At 35.3% G+C, this 24,574-nt stretch carries 17 protein-coding genes; 15 read left to right on the top strand and 2 right to left on the bottom strand.

Going from position 1 to position 24,574, the window contains the following annotated elements; genetic code table 11:
• Nucleotides 1-196: 196 nt before the first annotated feature.
• Both fadB and MTZ49_RS14590 read left to right on the top strand, forming a co-directional pair.
• A complete protein-coding gene (gene fadB / locus MTZ49_RS14595; protein WP_264746183.1) occupies nucleotides 197-2,341 on the top strand; it encodes a fatty acid oxidation complex subunit alpha FadB in 2,145 nt (714 codons plus the stop codon).
• A 52-nt stretch (nucleotides 2,342-2,393) separates the two neighbouring features.
• Nucleotides 2,394-2,699, top strand: a complete 306-nt coding sequence (locus tag MTZ49_RS14590) for a hypothetical protein (RefSeq protein WP_264746182.1) — start codon at nucleotides 2,394-2,396, stop codon at nucleotides 2,697-2,699.
• 1 nt (nucleotide 2,700) lies between these two features.
• Here MTZ49_RS14590 and MTZ49_RS14585 read toward each other — a convergent pair whose 3' ends face one another.
• The gene (locus MTZ49_RS14585) at nucleotides 2,701-4,044 is read right to left on the bottom strand and encodes an adenylate/guanylate cyclase domain-containing protein (protein ID WP_264746181.1); all 1,344 of its coding nucleotides are present in this window, start codon (nucleotides 4,042-4,044) and stop codon (nucleotides 2,701-2,703) included.
• Between the two features lie 280 nt (nucleotides 4,045-4,324).
• On the opposite strand from MTZ49_RS14585, the gene tig reads away from it, so the two are divergent.
• From tig to MTZ49_RS14540, 9 genes are all read left to right on the top strand, one after another.
• The gene (tig, locus tag MTZ49_RS14580; RefSeq protein ID WP_264746180.1) at nucleotides 4,325-5,641 is read left to right on the top strand and encodes a trigger factor; all 1,317 of its coding nucleotides are present in this window, start codon (nucleotides 4,325-4,327) and stop codon (nucleotides 5,639-5,641) included.
• Nucleotides 5,642-5,760: 119 nt separating this feature from the next.
• Complete coding sequence (gene clpP / locus MTZ49_RS14575; RefSeq protein ID WP_264747896.1) at nucleotides 5,761-6,372, top strand: ATP-dependent Clp endopeptidase proteolytic subunit ClpP; 612 nt, start codon at nucleotides 5,761-5,763, stop codon at nucleotides 6,370-6,372.
• A gap of 82 nt (nucleotides 6,373-6,454) precedes the next feature.
• Nucleotides 6,455-7,741, top strand: a complete 1,287-nt coding sequence (gene clpX / locus MTZ49_RS14570) for an ATP-dependent Clp protease ATP-binding subunit ClpX (RefSeq protein WP_264746179.1) — start codon at nucleotides 6,455-6,457, stop codon at nucleotides 7,739-7,741.
• Nucleotides 7,742-7,845: 104 nt separating this feature from the next.
• On the top strand, nucleotides 7,846-10,245 hold the full coding sequence (gene lon, locus MTZ49_RS14565; RefSeq protein WP_264746178.1) for an endopeptidase La: 2,400 nt from the start codon (nucleotides 7,846-7,848) through the stop codon (nucleotides 10,243-10,245).
• An 80-nt stretch (nucleotides 10,246-10,325) separates the two neighbouring features.
• Nucleotides 10,326-10,598 carry an HU family DNA-binding protein gene (locus MTZ49_RS14560; RefSeq protein ID WP_201094861.1) on the top strand — a complete coding sequence of 91 codons (273 nt, stop codon included), beginning with the start codon at nucleotides 10,326-10,328 and terminating at the stop codon, nucleotides 10,596-10,598.
• A gap of 113 nt (nucleotides 10,599-10,711) precedes the next feature.
• Entirely contained in the window at nucleotides 10,712-12,616 is a 1,905-nt protein-coding gene (locus tag MTZ49_RS14555; RefSeq protein WP_264746177.1) for a SurA N-terminal domain-containing protein, read from the top strand.
• 62 nt (nucleotides 12,617-12,678) lie between these two features.
• Nucleotides 12,679-13,227, top strand: coding sequence for a CvpA family protein (locus MTZ49_RS14550; RefSeq protein WP_264746176.1), 549 nt, complete (start codon nucleotides 12,679-12,681; stop codon nucleotides 13,225-13,227).
• A gap of 19 nt (nucleotides 13,228-13,246) precedes the next feature.
• Nucleotides 13,247-14,752: an amidophosphoribosyltransferase gene (gene purF, locus MTZ49_RS14545; RefSeq protein ID WP_264746175.1), complete on the top strand. Its 1,506-nt coding sequence runs from the start codon at nucleotides 13,247-13,249 to the stop codon at nucleotides 14,750-14,752.
• Nucleotides 14,753-14,782: 30 nt separating this feature from the next.
• On the top strand, nucleotides 14,783-15,994 hold the full coding sequence (locus MTZ49_RS14540; protein ID WP_264746174.1) for an O-succinylhomoserine sulfhydrylase: 1,212 nt from the start codon (nucleotides 14,783-14,785) through the stop codon (nucleotides 15,992-15,994).
• 51 nt (nucleotides 15,995-16,045) lie between these two features.
• Here the strand turns inward: MTZ49_RS14540 and argF are convergent, their stop codons facing one another.
• Nucleotides 16,046-16,957 (bottom strand): ornithine carbamoyltransferase, encoded by a 912-nt coding sequence (gene argF, locus MTZ49_RS14535; protein WP_264746173.1) that lies wholly within the window; start codon nucleotides 16,955-16,957, stop codon nucleotides 16,046-16,048.
• Between the two features lie 262 nt (nucleotides 16,958-17,219).
• On the opposite strand from argF, the gene MTZ49_RS14530 reads away from it, so the two are divergent.
• From MTZ49_RS14530 to MTZ49_RS14515, 4 genes are all read left to right on the top strand, one after another.
• Nucleotides 17,220-19,340, top strand: coding sequence for an EAL domain-containing protein (locus MTZ49_RS14530; RefSeq protein ID WP_264746172.1), 2,121 nt, complete (start codon nucleotides 17,220-17,222; stop codon nucleotides 19,338-19,340).
• Between the two features lie 85 nt (nucleotides 19,341-19,425).
• Entirely contained in the window at nucleotides 19,426-20,976 is a 1,551-nt protein-coding gene (locus MTZ49_RS14525) for a hypothetical protein (protein WP_264746171.1), read from the top strand.
• Nucleotides 20,977-21,074: 98 nt separating this feature from the next.
• Nucleotides 21,075-22,805: a ubiquinone-dependent pyruvate dehydrogenase gene (gene poxB / locus MTZ49_RS14520; RefSeq protein ID WP_264746170.1), complete on the top strand. Its 1,731-nt coding sequence runs from the start codon at nucleotides 21,075-21,077 to the stop codon at nucleotides 22,803-22,805.
• Nucleotides 22,806-22,841: 36 nt separating this feature from the next.
• Entirely contained in the window at nucleotides 22,842-24,527 is a 1,686-nt protein-coding gene (locus MTZ49_RS14515; RefSeq protein WP_264746169.1) for an NAD-dependent malic enzyme, read from the top strand.
• The last annotated feature ends 47 nt before the right edge of the window (nucleotides 24,528-24,574 follow it).

Genomic DNA, 24,574 nt, shown 5'->3' with positions numbered 1-24,574 from the left:
TTAATTATTTATTAAAATTGCCAAAATTAATATATAGTTAAGTATTAAATTTGTTATAGGAAAATATCTAGCTTAAAGAAAAGCTGTATAGCGCACTGGTATTCTTTTACAATGAATGTTAATAAGAAATTATAAATAATGTTATATTGATCTAATAATATAAACTTTTACGCGCTTGTTTTATGGAGATTAATAAATGATTTACTCAGGTAAAAACATTAAAGTTTTAATGCTCGAAAATAATATTGCTGAGTTAAGTTTTGATGCTACGGATTCATCTGTAAATAAGTTTGATACACTAACTTTGCAAGAGTTACAGCAAGCAGTAGCTGCAATTAAAGTAGAGCAATCACTTCAAGGGTTATTAATAACAAGTAGTAAAGATGCTTTTGTAGTGGGTGCTGATATTACTGAATTTATTCCTCTATTTCGTGAGCCAGTAGCTAAACAAAAAGAAACCTTTACAGCTGTGCACAAATTATTTAATGAAATTGAAGATTTACCTTATCCAACCATTTCTGTTATCAATGGTTTAGCGTTAGGCGGTGGCTTAGAGATAGCGCTAACAACTGATTTTCGTGTGATGAGTACTACTGCGCAAATAGGTTTTCCTGAAGTTGGTTTAGGTATTTGTCCTGGTTATGGTGGAACTGTACGCTCAACCCGTCTAATAGGTTTAGCTAATGCTTTAACATGGATGACTACGGGTAAAAATAATAAAGCAGCTGTTGCATTACAATTAGGTGCAGTCAATGCAGTAGCTGAAAATGATCAATTGAAAAATGTAGCTATTGATTTATTAACAAAAGCGATTAAAGGTGAAATTGATTATAAAAAACATCGTCAAGTTAAACTAGACCCTGTGCAAGTAGATGAAGTAGCTCAGCAGGCGGCTTTTGAGGCAGCAGAGGTTGCTAATAGTAAAATGGCAGCTAATTATCCAGCAGCAGGTGAAATTATTAGTTTATTAAAACAAAATATTAGCTTAGCTCGTGACAAAGCATTAGCGCTAGAGGTGGATAGTTTTATTAAACTAGGTCAAACTGATGTGGCAGCTAGTTTGATTGGCCTATTTATGAATGAGCAGGTGATTAAACGTAAAGCTAAAGCCTATGTAAAGAAAGCACGGCCTGTTAATTATGCAGCAGTATTAGGTGCAGGTATTATGGGTGGTGGTATTGCTTACCAATCAGCAGCTACTGGTACACCTATTTTTATGAAGGATATTAATGACCATGCTAATGAGTTAGGTATGGCAGAAGCTAATAATATTCTTAGTAAAAATATTAAACGTGGCAAGATTACTGAAGAACAAAAAAATGACACACTGCAACGTATTCATCCAACATTAAGTTATGAAGGTTTTGATAAAGTAGATGTGGTGATTGAGGCTGTAGTAGAAAGTCCTAAAGTTAAGAAAATAGTATTGCCAGAGGTAGAGGCGAGTGTAAAAGAAACCGCTATTGTTACTTCAAATACTTCTACTATTTCTATTAATTTATTAGCACAATCAGTAAAACGCCCTGAGAATTTTTGTGGGATGCATTTCTTTAACCCTGTGCATGCCATGAAATTAGTAGAAGTAATTCGTGGTGAGAAAACCAGTGAAAATACCATTGCAACTATTGTGGCTTATGCACAAAAAATGGGTAAGGCTCCTATTGTTGTTAATGATTGTCCTGGGTTTTTAGTCAATCGAGTGTTATTTCCTTATTTAGGCGGATTAGAGTCTTTAATTGCTGATGGTGCTGATTTTGTACATGTAGATAAGGTAATGGAAGCGTTTGGTTGGCCGATGGGGCCTGCTTATCTATCTGATGTGATTGGTATGGATACTTGTTGGCATTGCCAAGAAGTATTATCTGCCGGTTTCCCTGATCGCATGAAAAAAGAAGGTAATGATGCTATTGCTGTTCTTTATAAAGCAGAACGTTTAGGGCAAAAGAATAGTAAAGGTTTCTATGTATATAGCAAAGATAATAATGGTAGACTTAAAAAAGAAGCAGATTCAGTAGCTTATGATCTGTTAAAACCATTAGTTAAACAGTCAAAAGAAGTATCTGATCAAGAGATTCTTGAAAGGATGATGGTACCATTTTGTATGGAAACAGTCCGTTGCTTAGAAGAAGGTATTGTTGAAACAGCGGCAGAGGCTGATATGGCAATACTTTATGGCTTAGGTTTTCCAAGATTTAGAGGTGGTGCTTTGCGTTATATTGATACTGTAGGGGTAGCCAACTTTGTTGCTATGGCTGATAAATATAAGGACTTAGGTGCTATTTATCATGTTACTGATAAGTTACGTGTGATGGCTAAAACAGGTCAGCGTTTTTTTGATTAATATTAAGTATAGAGTTAGCCATTTTGTGCTAACTCTATATAGAGAGGGTTAGATGTTGTTAAAAAGTTATTGTTTAGGTGCTGTAATATTAGTTTTTTGTTCTGCATGTACTACATCAAATCATGATGACTTACATAAACGACCAACTGCTTTAGTAGAAGGATCTGATGCGTGGTTTGTTTGGGTTGATAGCCAAGTAGTGAGTGCAGATACTGCAGGTCATGGTCCTGATTTAGGCTCTGTGGAATGGTGTAATGTTATTGAGGCAAAGCTATTTAATAGGTCTTCAGGCTTAAAGCCTTGCTCCGTTGTATGGAATAATAAAGTTACTCAAGAGTTACAAGCTAGAAATAAATAATTTATTGTTTAGTATTTTTTAACTCTTTAGCAGCTTGTTCCAATATATTAATAATTTTCAATTTATCCTCTGATTGAATATTAATGCTATCTAAATAGATAGAGAAACCTTTGGTTTCGTGTTCAATATAGCAGCTTTCTTTATTTAATTTGCTACGTAGTCCAACAACTTCATAAATTCTAATAGGTCTAGAGAAACCTTTTACGGTTATTTCACCTTTATCACGACAAAGAATAACATCTTTAATTAAAGCATGAGTTTCTTCAGAAATAAGAATTTCACCAGGTTGAGCAGCATTCTCCAAACGGCTGGCTAAATTTACTTCTCGTCCAATAATCGTATAATCCATACGGGTATTAGCACCAAAGTTACCTACTGTACAAAAGCCAGTATTAATTCCAATACGTATTTCTAAATGACTTGTAATACCTCGGGAGGTCCAGTAGTTACGGACATGCTTCATATGGTTTTGCATGGCTAACGCCATAGAAGTAGCAGCAATAGCATCTTTTTGTGCACCTAAACTATTAGTATCACCAAAAAATACCATAATGCTATCACCCACAAATTTATCGATTGTGCCATTATAGCTTTGAGCAATATTAGACATTTCAGTTAAATAGTGATTAAGCATTTCTGTTAGAACTTCGGATTCAAGCTCTTCAGAAAGTTGTGTGAAATCTTTGATATCTGAGAAGAAAATAGTAAGCTTTTTTCGTTGAGTTTCTATACGCTCATATTTTTTTATACCAAAAATAGATTCCCAGACTTGAGGTGAAATATATTTATTTAATTTTTGAGCAATAATTTGTTGTTCTTTTTCATTACTAGCAATAATTTGTTTTAGTTTTATTTTTTCCTGTTCACCTTGGTATATATAACGGCCACAAGCAAATAAATAAAAACCTGTACAGAGTACATTGACGATAATCAAGCTGGTAGGAGGCTGTGGAATTAAAGGCTGTCCAAATAAAATGGTAAAAACGGTAATAAAACAAAATAGGACAAAGATGGCTGCAAGCGTATATCTAGCATTACTATTTAAGTAAGCATTAAAAATAATTGTGAGAATAAATAATAAAGTAATGATATTATTTTCGCCTAATAATAAAGCGACTAGGCTAACAACAACAGCATCTAATAGAATAAGGGCTAACTGATCTTGACGGTTTTTAGTATCTGTTAAAGATGATAGATAACCAATACAAGGAGTTATAATAGATAAACAAAGTAAAACAATAAAAGTAGGACGTTCAAAATAGCCAATATATTGGCCTACAATGGCCGTTATCGCTAGTGAAAAATAGGCAAAAAAACGCAAGTGATAAAGAGAAATTTTTTGCATTAAAATATTGTCTTAAAGAGAGTCCATAATTGTTAATTAACTATAAGGTATTAAATTATAGGGAATGATAGCTTTCATTACTATGAGTTATGGCGTTATTGTTACAATTATGTGAAATAAAACTTATATTTTTAAGAAAAAATGAATATTTTTTATTTTGTCATAGTTTTTAATAAGCTTTTTGGATGACTTATTGTCAATAACACACTAAAATACTCCATTTTAATTTAAGAGGGGGCGGAATCCCCATTCTTCATTGTATGTGCTACGAGGAAAATTCATGCAAGTTTCTGTTGAAAACACTTCTGCTATTGCTCGCCGTATGACTATTGAGATTCCTGGTAATCTTATTCAATCAGAAGTAGGTAAACGTTTAAAAGACGCAGTTGGTCATGCGAAAATGAATGGTTTTCGTCCTGGCAAAGTTTCTAAAACTACTGAAAAGCGTTATAGAGACTCAATTCTACAAGATATTATGTGGGAAAATTTTGAGCAAGCATTAAAAGATCAAAATATTGCTCCAGCAGGACAACCTTCTGCTATTGAACCAGAAGATTTTGTACAAGGTAAAGATTTCAAATATGTGGTTGATTTTGATATAGCGCCAGCAGAAATTGAGCTTGTTGATCACTCTGATATTGAAGTAACTCGTCCTGTACATGAGTTAACAGATTTAGATGTAGAAGAAATGATTACTGCTTTAAGAAAGCAAGCTTCTACTTTTAAAGAAGTTGATCGTGAAGCAAAAAATGATGATCGCATCATTATTGATTTTGTTGGCAAGTTAGATGGCGAACCATTTGAAGGTGGTACAGCTAATGAGCAAGCTTTAGTGTTAGGTTCAAAACAAATGATACCTGGCTTTGAAGATGCATTGGTTGGTGTTAAACAGGGTGAAGAGCGTACTTTTAAGGTAACATTCCCTGCTGATTACCATGCTGAAAACTTAAAGGGTAAAGAAGTTGACTTTACTGTTAAAGTTTCTAAAGTAGAAGAGATTGAGTTAGCACCATTAGATGACGCTTTATTTAAGCGTTATGGTATGGCAGAAGGTGACGCTGAGAAATTTACTGCAGAAGTGCGTAAAAATATGGAGCGTGAATTACGCCAAGCACTTAAAGGTAAATTGAAAAATCAAATATTTGCTGCTTTATTGAAAAAATATGATGTAGAGTTACCAAGAGTTTGGATTGATGGAGAAGCTTCAGCATTGCGTGATCAGTCCATTAATCAAATGAATGCGCAATATGGTATGCAATTAAACCCGCAAGATTTCCCGTTTGATCGCTTTAAAGATAAAGCTAAGAATCGTATTTTATTAGGTATGATTATTAGAAAAATCATTGAGAAGAATGAAATTAAAGCAGATGAAGCGCGTGTAAATACAATGATTGAGGATATTGCTTCAGTATATGAAGATCCAAAAGAAGTGATTGCACAATTTAACGAAGATAAACAAGGTTTAGAAGGTATTCGTTCTGTTGTACTAGAAGAACAAGTAGTTGATTTATTATTAGGTCAAGCAAAAGTAACTGATAAACCAATGGATTATCAGGAAGCTGTTAGACCTAATGAAGAAATGCATCTAGATGTCTAATTGCTTATTCTAAAGATATTTAGTAATAATAAATAGTAAGCCAGCTTTATGCTGGCTTATTACGCCTTTGAAAATAGAGATTGAGGAAGAGTAAAGTGTCAAAATCCATTTTACAACAAATGAGTAGTATTGAAGCAGCTGGTGGTCTTGTACCAATGGTTGTTGAGCAATCCTCACGTGGCGAGCGTGCTTATGATATTTACTCACGACTACTTAAAGAAAGAATTATTTTTTTAGTAGGACAAGTTGAAGATTACATGGCTAACTTAATTGTTGCTCAACTATTATTTTTAGAGGCTGAAAACCCAGATAAAGATATTCATCTTTATATTAACTCTCCTGGTGGTGTGGTAACAGCGGGCATGGCTATCTATGATGTTATGCAGTTTATCAAGCCAGATGTGTCTACTACCTGTATTGGTCAGGCTGCTAGTATGGGGGCTTTATTATTAGCGGGTGGTGCAGCCGGTAAGCGTTATGCTTTACCTCACTCTCGAGTAATGATTCATCAGCCACTAGGTGGGTTTCAAGGACAAGCATCTGATATTGAAATTCATGCTCGTGAAATATTAAGTATTAGAGAACGCTTAAATGAAGTATTAGCGAAGCATACAGGGCAACCTTTAGATATAATAGCGCGTGATACTGATAGAGATAATTTTATGAGTGCACAAGCCTCTGTAGAATATGGGTTAATTGATAAAGTATTGACAAGTCGTATGGCTATTTAAGATTAGTTAACTAATTGACTTGAAAATAGTAAATTTAGCCCCATTTATTCTGTGTAATGTATAAGTAATTTGGATTAATTGAATGACTGATATTCATAATAGTGACAACAACGGTAAGTTACTTTACTGTTCTTTTTGTGGTAAGAGTCAGCATGAGGTTCGTAAGCTGATTGCAGGCCCAGACGTCTTTATTTGTGATGAATGTGTCGGTCTGTGCGATGATATTATCCGTGAAGAAATTCAGGATCAGCAAGTTTCTGGTAATGATGATCAGAAGTTGCCATCACCAAAAGAAATTAGTGGTATTTTAGATCAATATGTCATTGGTCAGGAGCGTGCTAAAAAGATTTTAGCAGTAGCTGTTTATAATCACTATAAACGTTTAAATCGTCGTGATCGTAAAGATGATGAAATTGAATTAGGTAAAAGTAATATCTTATTAATTGGTCCTACAGGGTCAGGTAAGACGTTATTGGCTGAAACATTAGCACGTTTATTAAATGTACCTTTTGCAATTGCGGATGCAACTACTCTAACTGAAGCTGGTTATGTGGGTGAAGATGTTGAAAATATCATCCAAAAGCTTTTACAGCGTTGTGATTATGATGTAGAAAAGGCACAAATGGGTATTGTCTATATTGATGAGATTGATAAGATTTCTCGTAAATCTGATAATCCGTCTATTACCCGTGATGTTTCAGGTGAGGGGGTACAACAGGCTTTGCTAAAATTGATTGAAGGTACTGTTGCGTCTGTTCCTCCTCAGGGTGGGCGTAAACATCCACAACAAGAGTTTCTACAAGTAGATACTAAAAATATTTTATTTATCTGTGGTGGTGCTTTTGCTGGCCTTGAAAAAGTAATTCAAAGCCGTTCAGAGCCTGGTGGTATTGGTTTTAGTGCAGATGTTCGTAGTAAAGATACATCGAAAAAATTAAGCCAAGCTCTGAGTGAAGTAGAACCAGATGATTTAGTTAAATATGGTTTAATTCCTGAGTTTGTGGGACGTTTACCTGTTATTGCAACGCTAGAAGAGCTTAATGAAGAAGCATTGGTTGAGATTTTAATAGCGCCTAAAAATGCTTTAACCAAGCAATATGAAAAGCTATTTGAAATGGAAGGCGTTGAGTTAGAGTTTCGTGAAGATGCTTTAAAAGCTATTGCTAAAAAAGCATTAGAGCGAAAAATAGGTGCTCGTGGCTTACGTTCTATATTAGAAGGTATTTTATTAGATACAATGTATGAAATCCCTTCACATCAAAATATCAGTAAAGTCATTATTGATGACAGTGTAGTTACTGGTGGTAAACCATTGTTGATGTATACAAATGATGAACAACCAAAAACAGCAGCATCTGATGCACAATAATACTAAGCCCTATATTATTTTTTAGTATAGGGTTTAATGTAATAAATTAGTGTTATACTGCTACACGTACTAATTCCTATTCCCTTTACATGCCAGAGTTGACTATGAATATAACACCTGACGTGCCTCTATTACCTTTAAGAGATGTGGTTGTTTATCCTCATATGATAATTCCACTTTTCGTAGGTAGAGAGAAGTCTATTGAAGCATTAGAAATCGCCATGCAAGGGGATAGAAAAATTCTGTTGTTGGCACAAAAGAATCCTAGTGATGATGAACCTTCAGAGAAGGAACTTTACACGATAGGAACCTATGCGACTATCTTACAAATGCTCCGCTTACCAGATGGCACCGTTAAACTTTTAGTAGAAGGTGAGAAGCGAGCTAAAGTTGAGTCTATTGATCTTAAAAGTGATTATTGTAAAGCAACGATTAGCTTAATAGATGAGCAAGTGCTTGAGGGTGAAAAGGTTGAGGTGCTTAATCGTACTTTAATCAGTCAATTTGAGCATTATGTACAGTTAGGTAAAAAAGTACCTTCTGAAGTGCTTTCTTCATTAAATGATATTACTGATACTGGACGCTTAGTCGATACTATTGCTGTCCATATGTCCTTGAAGATCGAACAAAAGCAAGAAATTTTAGAGATTATAGATTTAGCTGATCGAGTTGATCATGTACTATCACAACTTGATACCGAAATGGAGTTGTTACAGCTAGAAAAACGTATTCGTGCTCGTGTAAAGAAACAAATGGAGCGTAGTCAAAGAGAGTACTACCTCAACGAGCAAATGAAAGCTATCCAAAAAGAATTAGGAGCATCAGAAGATGGCACTAATGAGTTGGATGAGCTGAGTCAACGTATTGAAAAAGCTGGGATGTCTAAAGAAGCTTTAGAAAAAGCCCATGTGGAATTAAATAAATTGCGTCAGATGTCTCCAATGTCTGCTGAAGCAACAGTGGTCCGTTCTTATTTAGATGCATTAATTAATGTGCCATGGAAAGCAAAAAGTAAAGTTAGATTAGATTTGCCTAAAGCCGAGCAAATTCTAGAAGAAGATCACTACGGTTTAGAAGAAGTTAAAGAACGTATTTTAGAATATTTAGCTGTGCAAAAGCGTGTTAAGAAATTAAAAGGTCCAATTCTTTGTTTAGTTGGCCCACCGGGAGTTGGTAAAACTTCACTAGCAGGTTCTATTGCTAGGGCGACTAATCGTCAGTTTGTAAGGATGGCATTAGGTGGGGTACGTGATGAGGCTGAGATTAGAGGCCATCGTCGTACTTATATTGGTTCAATGCCAGGACGTATTGTTCAAAAAATGACTAAAGTAGGGGTAAGAAACCCACTGTTTTTACTTGATGAAGTAGATAAAATGTCAAGTGATATGCGCGGTGACCCAGCATCTGCTTTATTAGAGGTATTAGACCCAGAACAAAACCATAACTTCAATGATCATTATCTTGAAGTAGATTATGATTTATCTGATGTAATGTTTGTTTGTACGTCAAACTCTATGAATATTCCACCTGCTTTATTGGATAGGATGGAAATTATTCGTTTACCTGGTTATACCGAAGATGAAAAGGTAAATATTGCGCAGCGTTATTTAGTGCCTAAGCAATTAGAAGCCAATGGTTTAAAAGATAAAGAAGTGTCTTTTTTAGAGTCTGCACTTCGTGATATTATTCGTTATTATACTAGAGAAGCTGGTGTTCGTGATTTAGAGCGACAAATCGCTAAAGTTTGTCGGAAAATTGTTAAAAAGAATGTTACTAAGACTAAGGTTACTTTGATTAAAGTAAAACCTACCAATTTGGAAGAGTTGCTTGGTGTACGTAAGTATAGTTACGGTAAAGCAGAAGAGCAAGATCAAATCGGTCAAGTAACAGGGCTTGCTTGGACGCAAGTAGGTGGTGAATTATTAACTATTGAGGCGGTAGTGGTTGATGGTAAGAGCCAAACCATCCGAACAGGCTCTTTAGGTGATGTAATGCTTGAGTCGATTACTGCTGCTTTAACAGTGGTACGTAGTAGAGCTAATACATTAGGATTACCTAGTAATTTCTATGAGAAAAAAGATATTCATATCCATATTCCAGAAGGTGCTACGCCTAAAGATGGGCCTAGTGCGGGAATAGGAATGTGCACGGCTTTGGTTTCTGCATTAACCGCTATTCCAGTGAAAGCGGATGTGGCAATGACAGGAGAGATTACCTTACGAGGAGAAGTACTTGCTATTGGTGGTTTGAAAGAGAAACTATTAGCTGCTCGTCGTGGTGGAATTAAAACTGTCATTATACCTCAGGAGAATATGCGGGATCTTAAGGAAATACCAAAGAACATTTTAAGTGACTTACAAATTAAGCCTGTTAAGTGGATTGATGAGGTTTTGCAAGTTGCTTTACAGTATATGCCGGAGCCTTTAGTCGTTGTGGATGGAAATGTAACAACTAAAGATGAAAAGCATGATAAAGCAGATACAAAGCATGTAAGTACCCATTGAAGTTTGCTACTATAAGCATTTAACGAATATGGTATAATGGCTTTGTTTTTTTAACAAACTTGAGTTAAGAGGGATAGCGTGTGAATAAGTCAGAATTAATAGATGCCTTGGCAACAAAAGCAGGTATTACTAAAACAGCAGCTGGTGTTGCCTTAGATGCAGTTTTAGCATCTGTTACTGAAGCTTTACAAACTGGTGATTCTGTAGCATTAGTTGGTTTTGGTACATTTAGTGTAAAAGAGCGTGCTGCTCGTACTGGACGTAATCCTAAAACTAAAGAGCCTATTAAAATTGCAGCCTCTAAAGTACCTTCTTTTAAAGCAGGTAAATCTTTAAAAGATGCTGTAGTTTAATATAAGTAGTTTTGATTTCCAGAAAATCTAAAAGGCGCACTCTGGTTTTAGATGCGCCTTTTTTTGTTAATTCATTGATGAGTTAAATAGCTTAGGCCACTTTCGGAGGGGGCATGCTGCAAGAAATTAGAGATAAGTCACAAGGTTGGATTGCCAAGACAATCATTGGTGTTATTGTACTTTTACTAGCATTAACAGGTTTTGAAGCTATTTTTAGGGCGGTCAGTAATGATGGTGAGGTAGCCTCTGTTAATGGCGAGGGTATAGCAACAGCAGAATTTAATGATACTTATCAGCAGCAGCGCTATATTTTAAGTGCTAATGGTCAGTTTGATGGTACACCAGAGGCGGTTAAAGAGTTAAAGAAATTAGTAACTGATAATTTAATCAATTATCGTATTCTTGTACAAGCCGCTACCAATGCAGGGTTTAGTTATTTACCAGAAGCTTATATTAAGCAGGCAATTGAAAGTAATCCCTTATATCAAACTAATGGCCAGTTTGATTATAGTCTTTTTGAGCAAGAAATTAGAAATTATGGTTATGGATCTGACAAACAGTTTGTGAGAGATCAATTAGACCGCAATTTATTGAGTCAATTACAAAGTGGCATAGTTGATGCCAATTTTGTTACAAATGATAGAGCTTCATATCTAGCTAAATTATTAGAGCAAACAAGAGATTTCTCTTATAAAGAATTAGACGCAAACAAAGTAACCAATATTTCTGATGAAGAAATTGCAACATGGTATGAAGATCATAAAAATACATTAAAAACACCAGAGCAAGTGGTTTTAGAATATATTGAGTTAGATAGAAATAATTTTCTTGAGCAAACGACTGTATCTGATAAAGAGTTAAGCGATCTTTATGCAAAGAAAGTAGTTGAATTAGATAAAACAGCAGTAAGACATCGAATCGCTCATATATTAATTCCTATAACTGCTAATCAATCAGCAGAGCAAGCAAAAACTAAGATTGATACTATTGAAAATGAATTAAAGCAGGGTAAAGATTTTGCCACTGTTGCTAAAGAAGAATCACAAGATACAGGAACAGCTGATAAAGGTGGTGATTTAGGTTTTGTCACTACAGATGATTTACCTGATCCAGAAGCATTTGCGCCAGTATTAACTACACTTACTAAAGTGGGAGATATTTCTGAGCCTGTTCGTTCACGTTTTGGCTGGCATATTATTAAACTAACAGATATTCAAAAAGCCACTATTCCTAGTTTTGACTCTTTGCGTGAGCAGTTGGCGAGCGAACTAAAACAACAAAAGGCGTATGAAGCTTATTTGGCAGAACAAAGAAAGCTAGATTCAGCTGCTTATGAAAATTATGATAACTTAGCGCAAGTTGCTAAAGATTTTAATTTAACCTTAAAAGAAACCAAACCTTTTGGACGTGAAACGGGATACGATGTTATTACCAGTAATGACAAAGTAATCAAAGCAGCGTTTAGTGAGAGCTTACTAAAGAATGAAGAAAATAGTGGAATTATTGAAGTAACACCTAATACTTCTATTATTGTTCATGTTAAGGAGCATTTACAGCCTTCTAATATGACATTGGAACAAGCGACACCAGACATTAAAGTAGCATTACAGAAAGAAAAAGCAACATCAGAAGGTGAGCAATTAGTTGCTGATGTAAAAACTGGAAAAATAGCGGTTAATGATACTTGGAAAGCCTTTAAATCTGTTAAACAACCTTTGCAGTTATCTGCAGAAGAGTTTCAAAAGTTATCACTTTCACCTGAAATATTAGAGTCATTATTTGCAATGCCAAAACCTACAGGGGATAAACCTAGCGTTTATGGTATTACCCTAAAAAATGGTAACTATGCAGTTATTGCCTTGTCTAAAGTAAATGAGTTTACAGGTTCTTTATCTGATGGAGATAAATTACAGTACCAAACATTAGCAGATAATGATTCTGCAAATAAACTTTGGGAAGAGTATAGGCAATATTTGAAAGATAATGCTGAAATCAAATATTTTGATAGTGAAGACTAAGCAAATCATATTAAAAGCAGCAGTTAAGCTGCTTTTAATGATTATACGAAGTGAGATCAACAGTGATATTTAATGAAATTGATTGGTGTATTATTGGCATCATCATTATTTCAACAGTGATTAGCTTATGGAGAGGTTTTATTAAGGAAATTTTATCACTGATTATTTGGATAATGGCGGTAGTCGTTGCTTGGTTATATGGCGGTTCTTTTGCTAATTATCTTACACCTAGTATAGAAATTCCTTGGATACGTGTTGTTATTAGTTGTGGTATTTTATTTATTTTAACCCTGATAGTAGGAGCTATTGTAAATTTTGTATTAGCACGTCTGATTAAAGCAACAGGGCTTTCAGGAACAGATCGTTTCCTTGGCATGTTTTTTGGCGCGGCAAGGGGTGGTATAGCCATTGTGATATTTGTTGGTTTATTAATGGATACACCAGCCAGTGAGTCTGATTGGTGGAAAGAGTCTGAATTAATACCTCCTTTTTTGGTTGCTGCTAATTGGTCAAAAAATGTTGTTTTGGGTGGTTGGCAATCTGTACCGCAGCCAGTTGATATACCACTTCAACCAAATATAGATTTACCTGTATCATCATCTTCTGAGTAGCGTAGTGAGGGTTTAGTTCATGTGTGGCATTTTAGGTATTGTAGGAAAAACAAATGTCAATCAAGCACTATATGATGCTTTAATTGTTTTACAACACCGTGGTCAAGATGCAGCGGGCATTGTAACCTGTAAAGATAATAAATTATTTTTACGTAAAGATAATGGTCTAGTTCGAGATGTATTCCACACGAGACATATGCAACGCTTAGTGGGTAACTATGGTATAGGACATGTTCGTTATCCTACTGCGGGTTCCTCTAGCTCAGCGGAAGCTCAGCCTTTTTATGTAAATTCTCCTTATGGTATTACTTTAGCACATAATGGTAATTTAACTAATGTGGAGCAATTATCAAAAGATATTTATGCATCAGATTTACGTCATGTAAATACAACGTCTGACTCTGAAGTACTACTTAATGCTTTTGCGCATGAGTTAGCTAAATCTAAAAAATTACATTTGGCACCCGATGATATTTTTGATGCAGTAACAGCATTATATCGCCGTTGTAGAGGCGGTTTTGCTGTAGTTTCAATGATTTTAGGCCATGGTATTGTCGCTTTTCGTGACCCTCATGGTATTCGTCCTATTGTTTATGGCCATCGTCAGACAGATTTAGGCACTGAGTATATGGTGGCTTCTGAAAGTGTAGCACTTGATGTGTCTGGTTTTACATTAATTCGTGACTTAGCACCTGGTGAAGCATTATATATTACAGAAAATGGTGAATTATTTACTAAGCAATGTGTAGAGGTTGAGAAGTTTACACCTTGTATTTTTGAGTATGTTTATTTAGCACGTCCTGATTCTATTATGGATGGCATTTCCGTCTATAAATCTCGTTTAAAAATGGGTGAAAAGCTAGCGGAGAAAATTTTAAGGGAACGTCCAAATCATGATATTGATGTGGTTATTCCTATTCCAGATACTAGTAGAACTTCTGCTTTAGAGTTAGCTAATCATTTAGGGGTTAAGTTTAGAGAAGGTTTTATGAAAAACCGTTATATTGGACGGACTTTCATTATGCCTGGCCAAGCGGAACGTAAGAAATCAGTAAGACAAAAGCTGAATGCTATCGATTTAGAGTTTAAAGATAAGAATGTATTACTGGTAGATGATTCCATTGTACGTGGTACTACTTGTAAGCAAATTGTTCAAATGGCAAGAGATGCAGGTGCTAAGAAGGTTTATTTTTGTTCAGCAGCCCCTGCGGTGCGCTATCCTAATGTATATGGTATTGATATGCCTAGCGTACACGAGTTAATTGCACATAATCGTACTACTGAAGAAGTGGCTGATTTAATCGGTACAGATTGGTTAATCTATCAAGATTTAGAAGATTTGAAAGAAGCTGTACGTTTTGAAGGTTCTGATGTTCATGATTTTGATTGTGCAGTATTTGATGGTCATTATGTAACAGGTGATGTAAATGCCGAGTATTTAAATCATATTGAAGAAGAACGTAATGATAAAATGCTTGCGAAAAAGAAAGCAGAAACGGCAATTATTGAGTTACATAATAACTAGTAACAACGATTGAAATGAGACAGTAGTAGCATGACTGATAAATGGCAAGCAGGTCGCTTAGACAGTGATTTGCAAGATGTTGGATTAGATACTTTAGCAATTAGGGCTGGGCAAGCAAGAAGTCCTGAAGGAGAGCATAGCGAGGCTTTATTTTTAACCTCAAGTTATGTTTTTGCTTCAGCTGCTGATGCTGCCGCACGTTTTGCTGGTCAGGATGAAGGTAATGTATATTCGCGTTATACTAATCCCACCGTGCGTAATTTTGAGCAACGTTTGGCTGCTATGGAAGGAGCTGAACAGGCGGTAGCAACTGCCTCTGGTATGTCTGCTATTTTAGCGTTAGTAATGAGCTTGTGTAATGCTGGTGATCATATAGTGGTATCACAAAGTGTGTTTGGTTCTACTATCAATTTATTTGAAAAATATTTTAAACGTTTTGCTATTGAAGTTGATTATGTGCCATTGGCAAATATAGCTGGCTGGCAAGCGGCATGTAAGCAAAATACTAAATTGTTTTTTGCCGAGTCACCTTCTAACCCATTATCTGAATTAGTTGATATTACTGCATTAGCAAATTTAGCCCATAGTAAAGGTGTGCTGTTAGCTGTTGATAATAGTTTTTGTACCCCTGCATTGCAACAACCTATTAAATTGGGCGCTGATATTGTAATGCATTCTGCAACTAAATATATTGATGGCCAAGGTCGTTGTTTAGGTGGTGCTGTTGCAGGTCGTGCAGAGCATATGAAAGAGTTAGTAGGTTTTTTAAGAACAGCTGGTCCTACAATGAGCCCATTTAATGCGTGGGTTTTTCTAAAGGGATTAGAAACATTAAGATTACGTATGCGCGCCCATAGTGATAATGCGTTGTTATTGGCAGAATGGTTAGTAGGACAGCCTAATGTTGAAAAAGTATATTATGCAGGGCTTATAGATCACCCTCAACATGATTTGGCTAAGCGCCAACAACAAGGTTTTGGTGCCGTATTAGGATTTGATGTAGTGGGAGGAAAAGAAGCTGCTTGGCGTTTGATTGATGCTACTAAACTGATTTCTATTACAGCTAATCTGGGTGATGCTAAAACGACAATTACTCATCCAGCAACTACTACACATGGTAGAGTGTCACCTGAAGCAAGAGCAAAAGCAGGTATTAAAGATGGGTTGATTCGTATTGCGGTGGGTCTTGAAGATATTGAAGATATTAAAGTAGATCTTGCTAGAGGTTTAGCGGCTGTTTAGTTTAAATTTCTAGAAATAAAAAAGCAGGCTTAAAGCCTGCTTTTTTGTGAATTAATAAGCTTGTTGATAAAGAAATTCAAGCAAAGCTTTTTGAGCATGTAGTCTATTTTCAGCTTGTTGCCATACTACAGAGCGGGAATCATCTAATAACGTTTCGCTAATTTCCTCTCCACGATGAGCAGGTAAACAGTGCATAAAAATTACATCGGGGCTGGCTAAATCAAGTAACTGTTCAGTCACTTGGAAGTTTTTGAATTTTTCTAAACGTTCTGCAGCTTCATCCTCTTGCCCCATAGAAGCAAATACATCCGTGCTAACTAAATGTGCACCAGCCACAGCCTCTTTAGGATCATCAGTAATTTGTACACGGCCTTTTGCTAATTCTACAAAGCGTGGATTAGGTTCAAAGCCTTTGGGGCAGGCTACTTTTAATTGGAAATCAAATTGTACGGCAGCTTCTGCATAACTATTACACATGTTATTACCATCACCAATCCAAGCCACTGTTTTACCAGCAATATCACCACGTTGTTCGAAATATGTTTGCATATCTGCTAGTAGTTGGCAGGGATGTAAATCATCTGTAAGTGCATTAATAACAGGCACCTTTGAGTTCTTAGCAAACTCTGTAACATTGTCATGAGCAAAGGTTCTAATCATTACCATATCAACCATACTAGAAATAATAATGGCTGAATCGTGAATAGTTTCTCCACGCCCTAATTGAGTATCTCGAGAGGCTAAGAAAATAGCTTGGCCGCCCAGTTGAATCATACCTGCTTCAAAGGAAACACGGGTACGGGTTGATGATTTTTCAAAAATCATCCCAAGAATACGACCATTTAGTGTGTTGTGAGGTATATTATCACGACGCATTGTTTTTAATTCTATGGCGCGCTTGATTAGCTTCTTTAATTCATCTTTTGAGCAATCAAATAGTGACAAAAAGTGCCGTACACTCATAAAAATATTACCTTGCTGTTAATTTAAGAGATTAAATTGATTACAATTATAGTCTTTATAATAGTGGTAAGAACTGATGTAAATGAAGGATTATGTCATAAAATCTTTTATAATAAAAGAATAACTATAGGACTTTAGATTAATTAAGAGGTTAGTTAATTAATCTTTAGCTTGTAATAGTGTATAGTAGTGTTATAAGGATAATAGATATTTTAGTAATGAGTTATCAGCAGAGATTGCCTACCAAATCAGGTTATTGAAAATGGGATTTTTAAAAGATATCGCTGAGCGTAAACAGTTTAAGCGTTATATGCTAGATGCTTGGCAACAATATTCTACGTTAAAGTCTTTAATACGAGAGCCTTTAATTCTAGTAGATATTCGTACAGGACGTATTATTGAAGTTAATGCGCCTTTTGAAAGGATATTGGGCTGGTCTATGAAACAAGTAGTAGGCGTGCCTATTGCTGATTTGGGTATTTGGCAAGAGTCTTCAAGAAATAAAGTTGTCAAATTAATTCTAAAAAAACGTACAGTTAAGCTGACAGATATTCAATTATCTACTATAGATGGTGATGTTCTGACAGGCGAGTTGTGTGCCAAAATAGTTCGTCTTAATGGGGGATTAGCTGTTTTAGCTACTTTTTATTATAGTCATAGTTTAATGACTGTAGAAAGGTTTTTTAATGTTAATGAAAGAGAGTTCTCTTCAGCATTTGATCCTACTACTGATGTGGTTACTATTTCTGATTTTCAAACTGCCAAATATATTAAGGTAAATGAAGCAATTCAAAATCTTTTGGGGTATCAACAAGCAAATTTATTGAAGAAAACAGAGTTTGATATAGGCGTATGGGCTTCAGTTGAAGAGCGAACAGATTTTCTAAAGAAAGTTAAAGAAGATGGACCTCAATTATTAGAGACTGCGCTATATCGCCAAGAAGTAGGCTATATGCCTATTAAATTCGTAGTTGATATTCTTTGTACGGAAGGTAAAAATTATGTAATGATGGTAGGGCATGATGTGACGAATTTACGTAAAGCAGAGCGTCGAGCTATTCATCTTGCCTATCATGATCCTTTAACTAATTTACCTAATCGTACTCTGTTGTATGAACGTTTAGAGCAGCAAATTAAATTAGTACAACGTTATAATTTACATGCTGCTTTGCTGTTTCTAGATTTAGATCATTTTAAAAATATTAATGATTCTATTGGGCATCCTATAGGAGATGCTGTTTTAAAGATCGTTACTACACGTTTGAAAGCCAGTATTCGTACTAATGACACTGTTTCTCGTGTAGGTGGGGATGAATTTATTATTCTACTTACTCGCTTAGAAGGTGATTTTAATGAGGTAGAACGACAGGTATTAATGACAGCAGAAAGGATTCGAGAAATTTTATCAGAACCCATGCTGATTGATGCATATCGTCTACAAATTTCTACCAGTATTGGAGTAACTATTATTCCTGAGCATGGTGTTAATACTTCTGAGCTAATTAAAAGAGCTGATATTGCTTTATATAAAGCTAAAGAGCTAGGTAGAAATATGATTGCTACTTTTAGAAGCTCTATGCAATCAGCTGTTGTACAACGTATGCGTATTGAAGCAAAGATGCGTCAAGCTTTACAAAATAAAGAATTTAAGCTTTGTTTTCATCCACAGGTTTTCTCAAGAACACATGAAATTACAGGCGCAGAGGCGCTTATTCGGTGGGTACAAGGAAAAGATGTATTTTCACCTGAGCATTTTATTAATATTCTTGAAGAAACTCAGTTAATTATTGAGGTAGGTGAGTGGATTATTTTAGAAGCTTGTCGTTTATATGCAAAATTAATGGATAATAAAGCTATTTCATTATTAGATTTTAAATTCTGTGTTAATGTAAGCCCTAAACAGATACAACACGAAGGCTTTTATGACCTTATTGAGCGTGCCCTCAAACAATATAATATTCCTAAAAGAGCTATCACTTTAGAAGTAACAGAGGGTATTGTTATTCAAGAAACTAATAATACTATTGAAAAAATGTATGCTTTAAAAAAGTTAGGTGTGAACTTTGCGATTGATGATTTTGGTACAGGTTATTCATCATTATCTTATTTAAAGAAATTACCCATTGATATGTTGAAAATTGATAAGGCCTTTGTTGATACAATTACTACAGATATTCATGACTCAGGTATTGTGAGTGCAATTATTACTATGGCAAATAGTTTAGATTTTGAAGTCATAGCAGAAGGCGTTGAAACAGTTGATCAATTATCGATTTTAGAGGAAAAAGGATGTTACTTATATCAAGGTTATCTATTTAGCAAGCCCTTAACCTTTGATTCATTACAAGCTTTGCTCGTAGCGCAAAGTAGTCGACAAATTTAATAATAAATTATGCACTTTATAGATTGGAAAGGGTACAATAATAAACTTTATTTGAGACATTTTGATTTGTCGTAGTAAAGGATATATGTTGTCTATTTCAAAGCTTTCTCGAAAAACATCGGGTTTTACAGTATTAGAATTATTATTAGTAATTACTATCGTTATTATAGTGGTTGCAGGCATTGCTTTTTATGTACTAACTTTTACAAGTTTTGGTAGTAAATTATTTAATAAGCAAGATGATCAGATAGTTAGTACTGCTCCTAAAACAGTTAATATTCCTATGATAAATACGGGGCAAATCGTTATTAATTTAACAGATGAGCCTTTACAAACATTACCAGTAGATGAAAAATTACTATTTGCATTTGATAAAGATGTAAAAGTAGGTACTGAATGGCCAATGGGAAATGCTGGCTTATTGGTGAAAAGCTATGATGGAAAATACATAGAATTAATAGGTTATCGCTATTTAAAAGTAAATAGACGATTAGCTAATAGTGGTTATGATGCATTGCAAGATTTAGACACTAATTCAGATAATCAGTTAGATGAATTAGATATAGATTTTGCTAATTTGTATGTTTGGTTAGATACCAACCAAAATGGACTTGTTGATAAGGATGAATTACAAAGTTTGCAAAAATTAGGTATTAAGTCTATTAGTATTGCTTCTATGGCTAATGCTAATAAAAGTATTAATAAAAGTATTATTACTAAGCAGGGACAGTTTATACGAGAAGATGGCTCCAAAGGAGCTGTTATTGAGATAAATCTTTTTCAAGATCCTTATTACAGGGAGTTTATTAGTAAATTAGCTGTTTCTGGCAATGCTAAAAAACTGCCTGATATAAGAGTTTTTGGCTATGTAAGAGATTTACAGGAGGCAGTGACGCAGAATCCTGATTTATATCCCTTAGTAGTAGATTATTTTGCTACAGAATTAGCAGATAGAAGATTCAATCAAATGGATCAAATTGTATTTGAATGGTCAAAGACATTTGAAAGTCCTTATTTAGAGAGTCGTTTAAAAAGTATTTCAACACCAAAGTTTGATATTAAATTAGCCAAAGACTTGAATTTTGATAAATATTCTGAGATAGCTTCAGATAATCAAAAAGCAGTTACTGAACTTATGGCAATTGAAGCATTTACAGGGCAACAGCAACTATATTTTTCTAAAACAGAAGTATTAAATAGAACTACTCAAAATTGGGAGTTACATTTAATAATTAGTTTAGGAAATCAAGTAATAATGAGTCAGACGATTGCAGCTAATCAAGATGGTACTAAAAAACAAATATTACTTTCTAGTGATAGGTTGAGTTTTTCTTCTGAGCAAAGAGTAAGTATTCGTAAAAAATACGATATGATTGTAGAGAACTTATTTAAAAAGCTACAAGATTCAGAGGGGGTTGGTAAACAAAAAACTATACAATCGGATACTTCATCTGAACAACAATGGGTAGATAAAAGTCTGCAAGATCAAATTAATACAGGGGAGTATTTTAGAAAGCCGCAAAAAGCTATTGATTATCCACGTAGACGACATATGTCAGAATGTGTAAAGCCAGGCAATATTATTGATCAGCAAGTTAGAGACTGTGCGGCAGGAAAAATTTCTAAAACTTGGTAGTTATCATCTAAAACTAATTGTTAATCTTTTTTAGGAAACTTTACAGGTTAAATTATGACAAACCTAATATAGTTTTATAAATAAAAGAGAGAATTACAATGGCTACTAAATTAGTTGCTGATATTTTGGTGGAGACATTAGAACAGGTTGGTGTTAAATCAGTTTGGGGTGTTCCAGGAGATTCACTGAATGCCATAACTGAGACCCTAAGAAAACGTAACCAGATTAAGTGGCAAAGTGTGCGTCATGAAGAGGCAGCAGCTTTCGCTGCCAGTGCATATGCTGATGCAACTAATCAATTAGGTGTGTGTGTTGGATCTTGCGGGCCAGGTAATTTACATTTGATAAATGGTTTGTTTGAAGCTCAACGAATGAATGCTCCTGTGTTGGCCATTGCTGCACAAATTCCAAGTAGTGAGTTAGGGCTTGGTTATTTTCAAGAAACCCATCCTGAATCTTTATTTAAAGATTGTAGTGATTACTGTGAGCTGGTTTCAAGTGCTGAACAATTCCCAAGGGTATTAGAAACAGCCATACGATCTGCTTTAACTAAACGCAGTGTTTCAGTTATTGTCTTACCTGGTGATGTGGCTTTTAGTGAAGCTACTGTTCAAAAAGTTCAATGGTCTACACCTGTATTACCTATTGTAGTGCCACCAGTACAAGAAATAGAGCAATTAGCTGATCTGTTAAATCATACTAAAAATATTGCTATCCTTTGTGGTTATGGTTGTCGTTATGCACATAATCAAGTAGTTGCTTTGGCTGAGAAGCTTAAAGCGCCTGTAGTACACGCCTTAAGAGGTAAGCCTTTTGTAGAGTATGATAATCCTTTTGATGTGGGGATGACAGGTCTTATTGGTTTTTCATCAGGTTATCATACGTTAAAAGAGTGTGATTTCTTATTAATGCTGGGTAGTAATTTCCCATATCGTAATTTCTATCCTGAACATGGTAATGTTGTTCAAATTGATTTAAGGGGAGAGCATTTAGGTAGAAGGACGCCATTACTTAAAGGGTTAGTGGGTGACATATCATCTACCCTAGATTTATTATTACCTAAGTTGACTGCACAAACAGATGATAGTTTTTTAGTAAAGGCTTTAGAGCATTATCATAAAGCTCGTAAGTCATTGGATGAATTAGCTACCCCTAACGCAGAGGATCGGCCATTACATCCACAATACTTAGCTGCAAGAGTATCTGAATTGGCTGATGAGGATGCTTTATTTACTGCTGATGTAGGAACTCCTACTGTGTGGGCTGCACGTTATTTAAAAATGAACGGTAAGCGTTATTTAACAGGTTCTTTCTCTCATGGTTCAATGGCTAATGCCACACCACAAGCAATAGGCTTACAAGCAGCTTTTCCTGATAGACAGGTCATAGCTTTGGCTGGTGATGGTGGTTTATCTATGTTATTGGGCGAATTATCAACTTTGGCATTAGAAAAATTACCTGTAAAAGTAATTGTTTTTAATAATAAATCATTAGGGTTTGTGGCTATGGAGATGAAAGCAGCAGGGCTAATGGATGATGTTACTCATCTAAATAGTCCAAATTTTGCTGCTGTAGCCGAAGCTTGTGGTGTTAAAGGTTATCAGGTAACATCTTCAAACCAATTGGATAGCACATTAAAAGAGGCTTTCGAGTATAATGGGCCTGTGGTTGTAGATGTGCATACAGAAACACAAGAATTATCGATTCCACCTAAAATTAATTTACAACAAGCCAAAGGATTTAGTCTTTATATGTTAAAGGCTATTTTAAGTGGGCGAGGTGATGAAATTAGAGAGTTGATAAAAACAAATTTATTTAGAGCTAAATAATTAAGGCTTATCTGTTGTAAAAAGAGAAGGTTATATATGGCTAACAAGCGTCCTTTATATATTCAATATTCAGGTCCAGGTTTACTGGAAACTCCTTTGTTAAATAAATCGAGTGCTTTTACCCGTGAAGAGCGTCGAGATTTTAATCTAACTGGTTTATTACCATACACAATGGAAACGATCGAAGAACAAGTAGTGCGTGCTTATGATCAGTATAATTTGTGTAACAATGATTTAGAGCGTCATGTTTATTTGCGTTCTATTCAAGATGATAATGAAACATTATTTTTCCGTTTAGTACAAGATCATCTGGAAGAAATGCTGCCTATCATTTATACCCCAACGGTAGGGCAAGCATGTCAGGAGTTTTCAAAAATTTATCGCAATCATCGTGGTATTTTCGTTAGTTATCCCGATAAAGATAATATCGACGATATTTTACATAGTGCTACTAAAAAGAATGTTAAAGTCATTGTGGTGAGTGATTGCGAGCGTATTTTAGGGTTAGGTGACCAAGGGGTAGGTGGTATGGGTATCCCTATTGGTAAGCTATCACTTTATACGGCTTGTGGTGGTATTAGTCCCGCTTACACATTACCCATTGTGTTAGACGTGGGGACTAATAACCCTGATTTATTGAATGATCCTATGTATATGGGGTGGCGTCATGAACGTATTTCTGGTGATGAGTACTATGAATTTGTTGATTTATTTATTCAAGCTGTAAAACGTCGTTGGCCTCGTGTTTTATTACAGTTTGAGGACTTTGCGCAACACACTGCATTACCATTATTAGAAAAATACAAAGATGAAATTTGTTGTTTTAATGATGATATTCAAGGTACAGCAGCAGTTGCAGTAGGTACATTGTGGGCTGCTTGTAAAGCTAAAGGTGAAAAGTTATCAGAACAAGTGGTAACGTTCTTAGGTGCTGGTTCAGCGGGTTGTGGTATTGCAGAGCAAATTGTCAGTGCTATGGTATTAGAAGGCTTAACAGATGAGCAAGCACGCCAACGGATATTTATGGTCGATCGTTGGGGCTTACTTACTGATGAAATGTCTCATTTACCAAACTTCCAGCAACGTTTAGCGCATAAGGCAGAAAATGTTAAAAGTTGGAATGTAGAAGGTAAAGATATTTCTTTACTGGAGACAGTACAAAATGCTAAACCAACCATATTAATTGGTGTATCAGCACAACGTGGTTTATTTACAGAAGAAGTGATCAAAACCATGCATAGCCATTGTGCTAAACCTTTGATAATGCCTCTTTCAAATCCTACCTCTCGTATTGAAGCAACACCTAAAGAAATCTTAACGTGGACCAATGGTGATGCATTAGTTGCTACAGGTAGCCCTTTTAGTCCTGTACATATTAATGATAAAGAAATTGCTATTGCTCAATGTAATAACTCTTATATTTTCCCAGGTGTTGGTTTAGGTGTTCTTGCTGCACGGGCTAAACGTGTGACTGAAACTATGATGATGGTTGCTGCTGATGCTTTAGCCGCTTGTTCTCCTATTGTGTTAACAGGTGAAGGCGCTATTTTACCTGCTATGAGTGATATTCAAGAGGTAACTAAAAAGATTGCTTTTGCGGTAGCTAAACAAGCACAAAAAGACGGTGTTGCTTTAGAGATTACAGATGAGCAAATTAAGCAATCGATAGAGATGAATTTCTGGAAACCAGAGTATCGCAATTATCGTCGAGCATCTCTGTAAAGATAAGTTATTAAATAAAAAAGGCTCAATAATTTATTGAGCCTTTT

Origin of the sequence: Entomomonas sp. E2T0, assembly GCF_025985425.1 — a bacterium.
In the GTDB taxonomy this organism is placed as follows: Bacteria; Pseudomonadota; Gammaproteobacteria; order Pseudomonadales; family Pseudomonadaceae; genus Entomomonas.
This window is presented reverse-complemented; position numbering and strand designations above follow the sequence as displayed.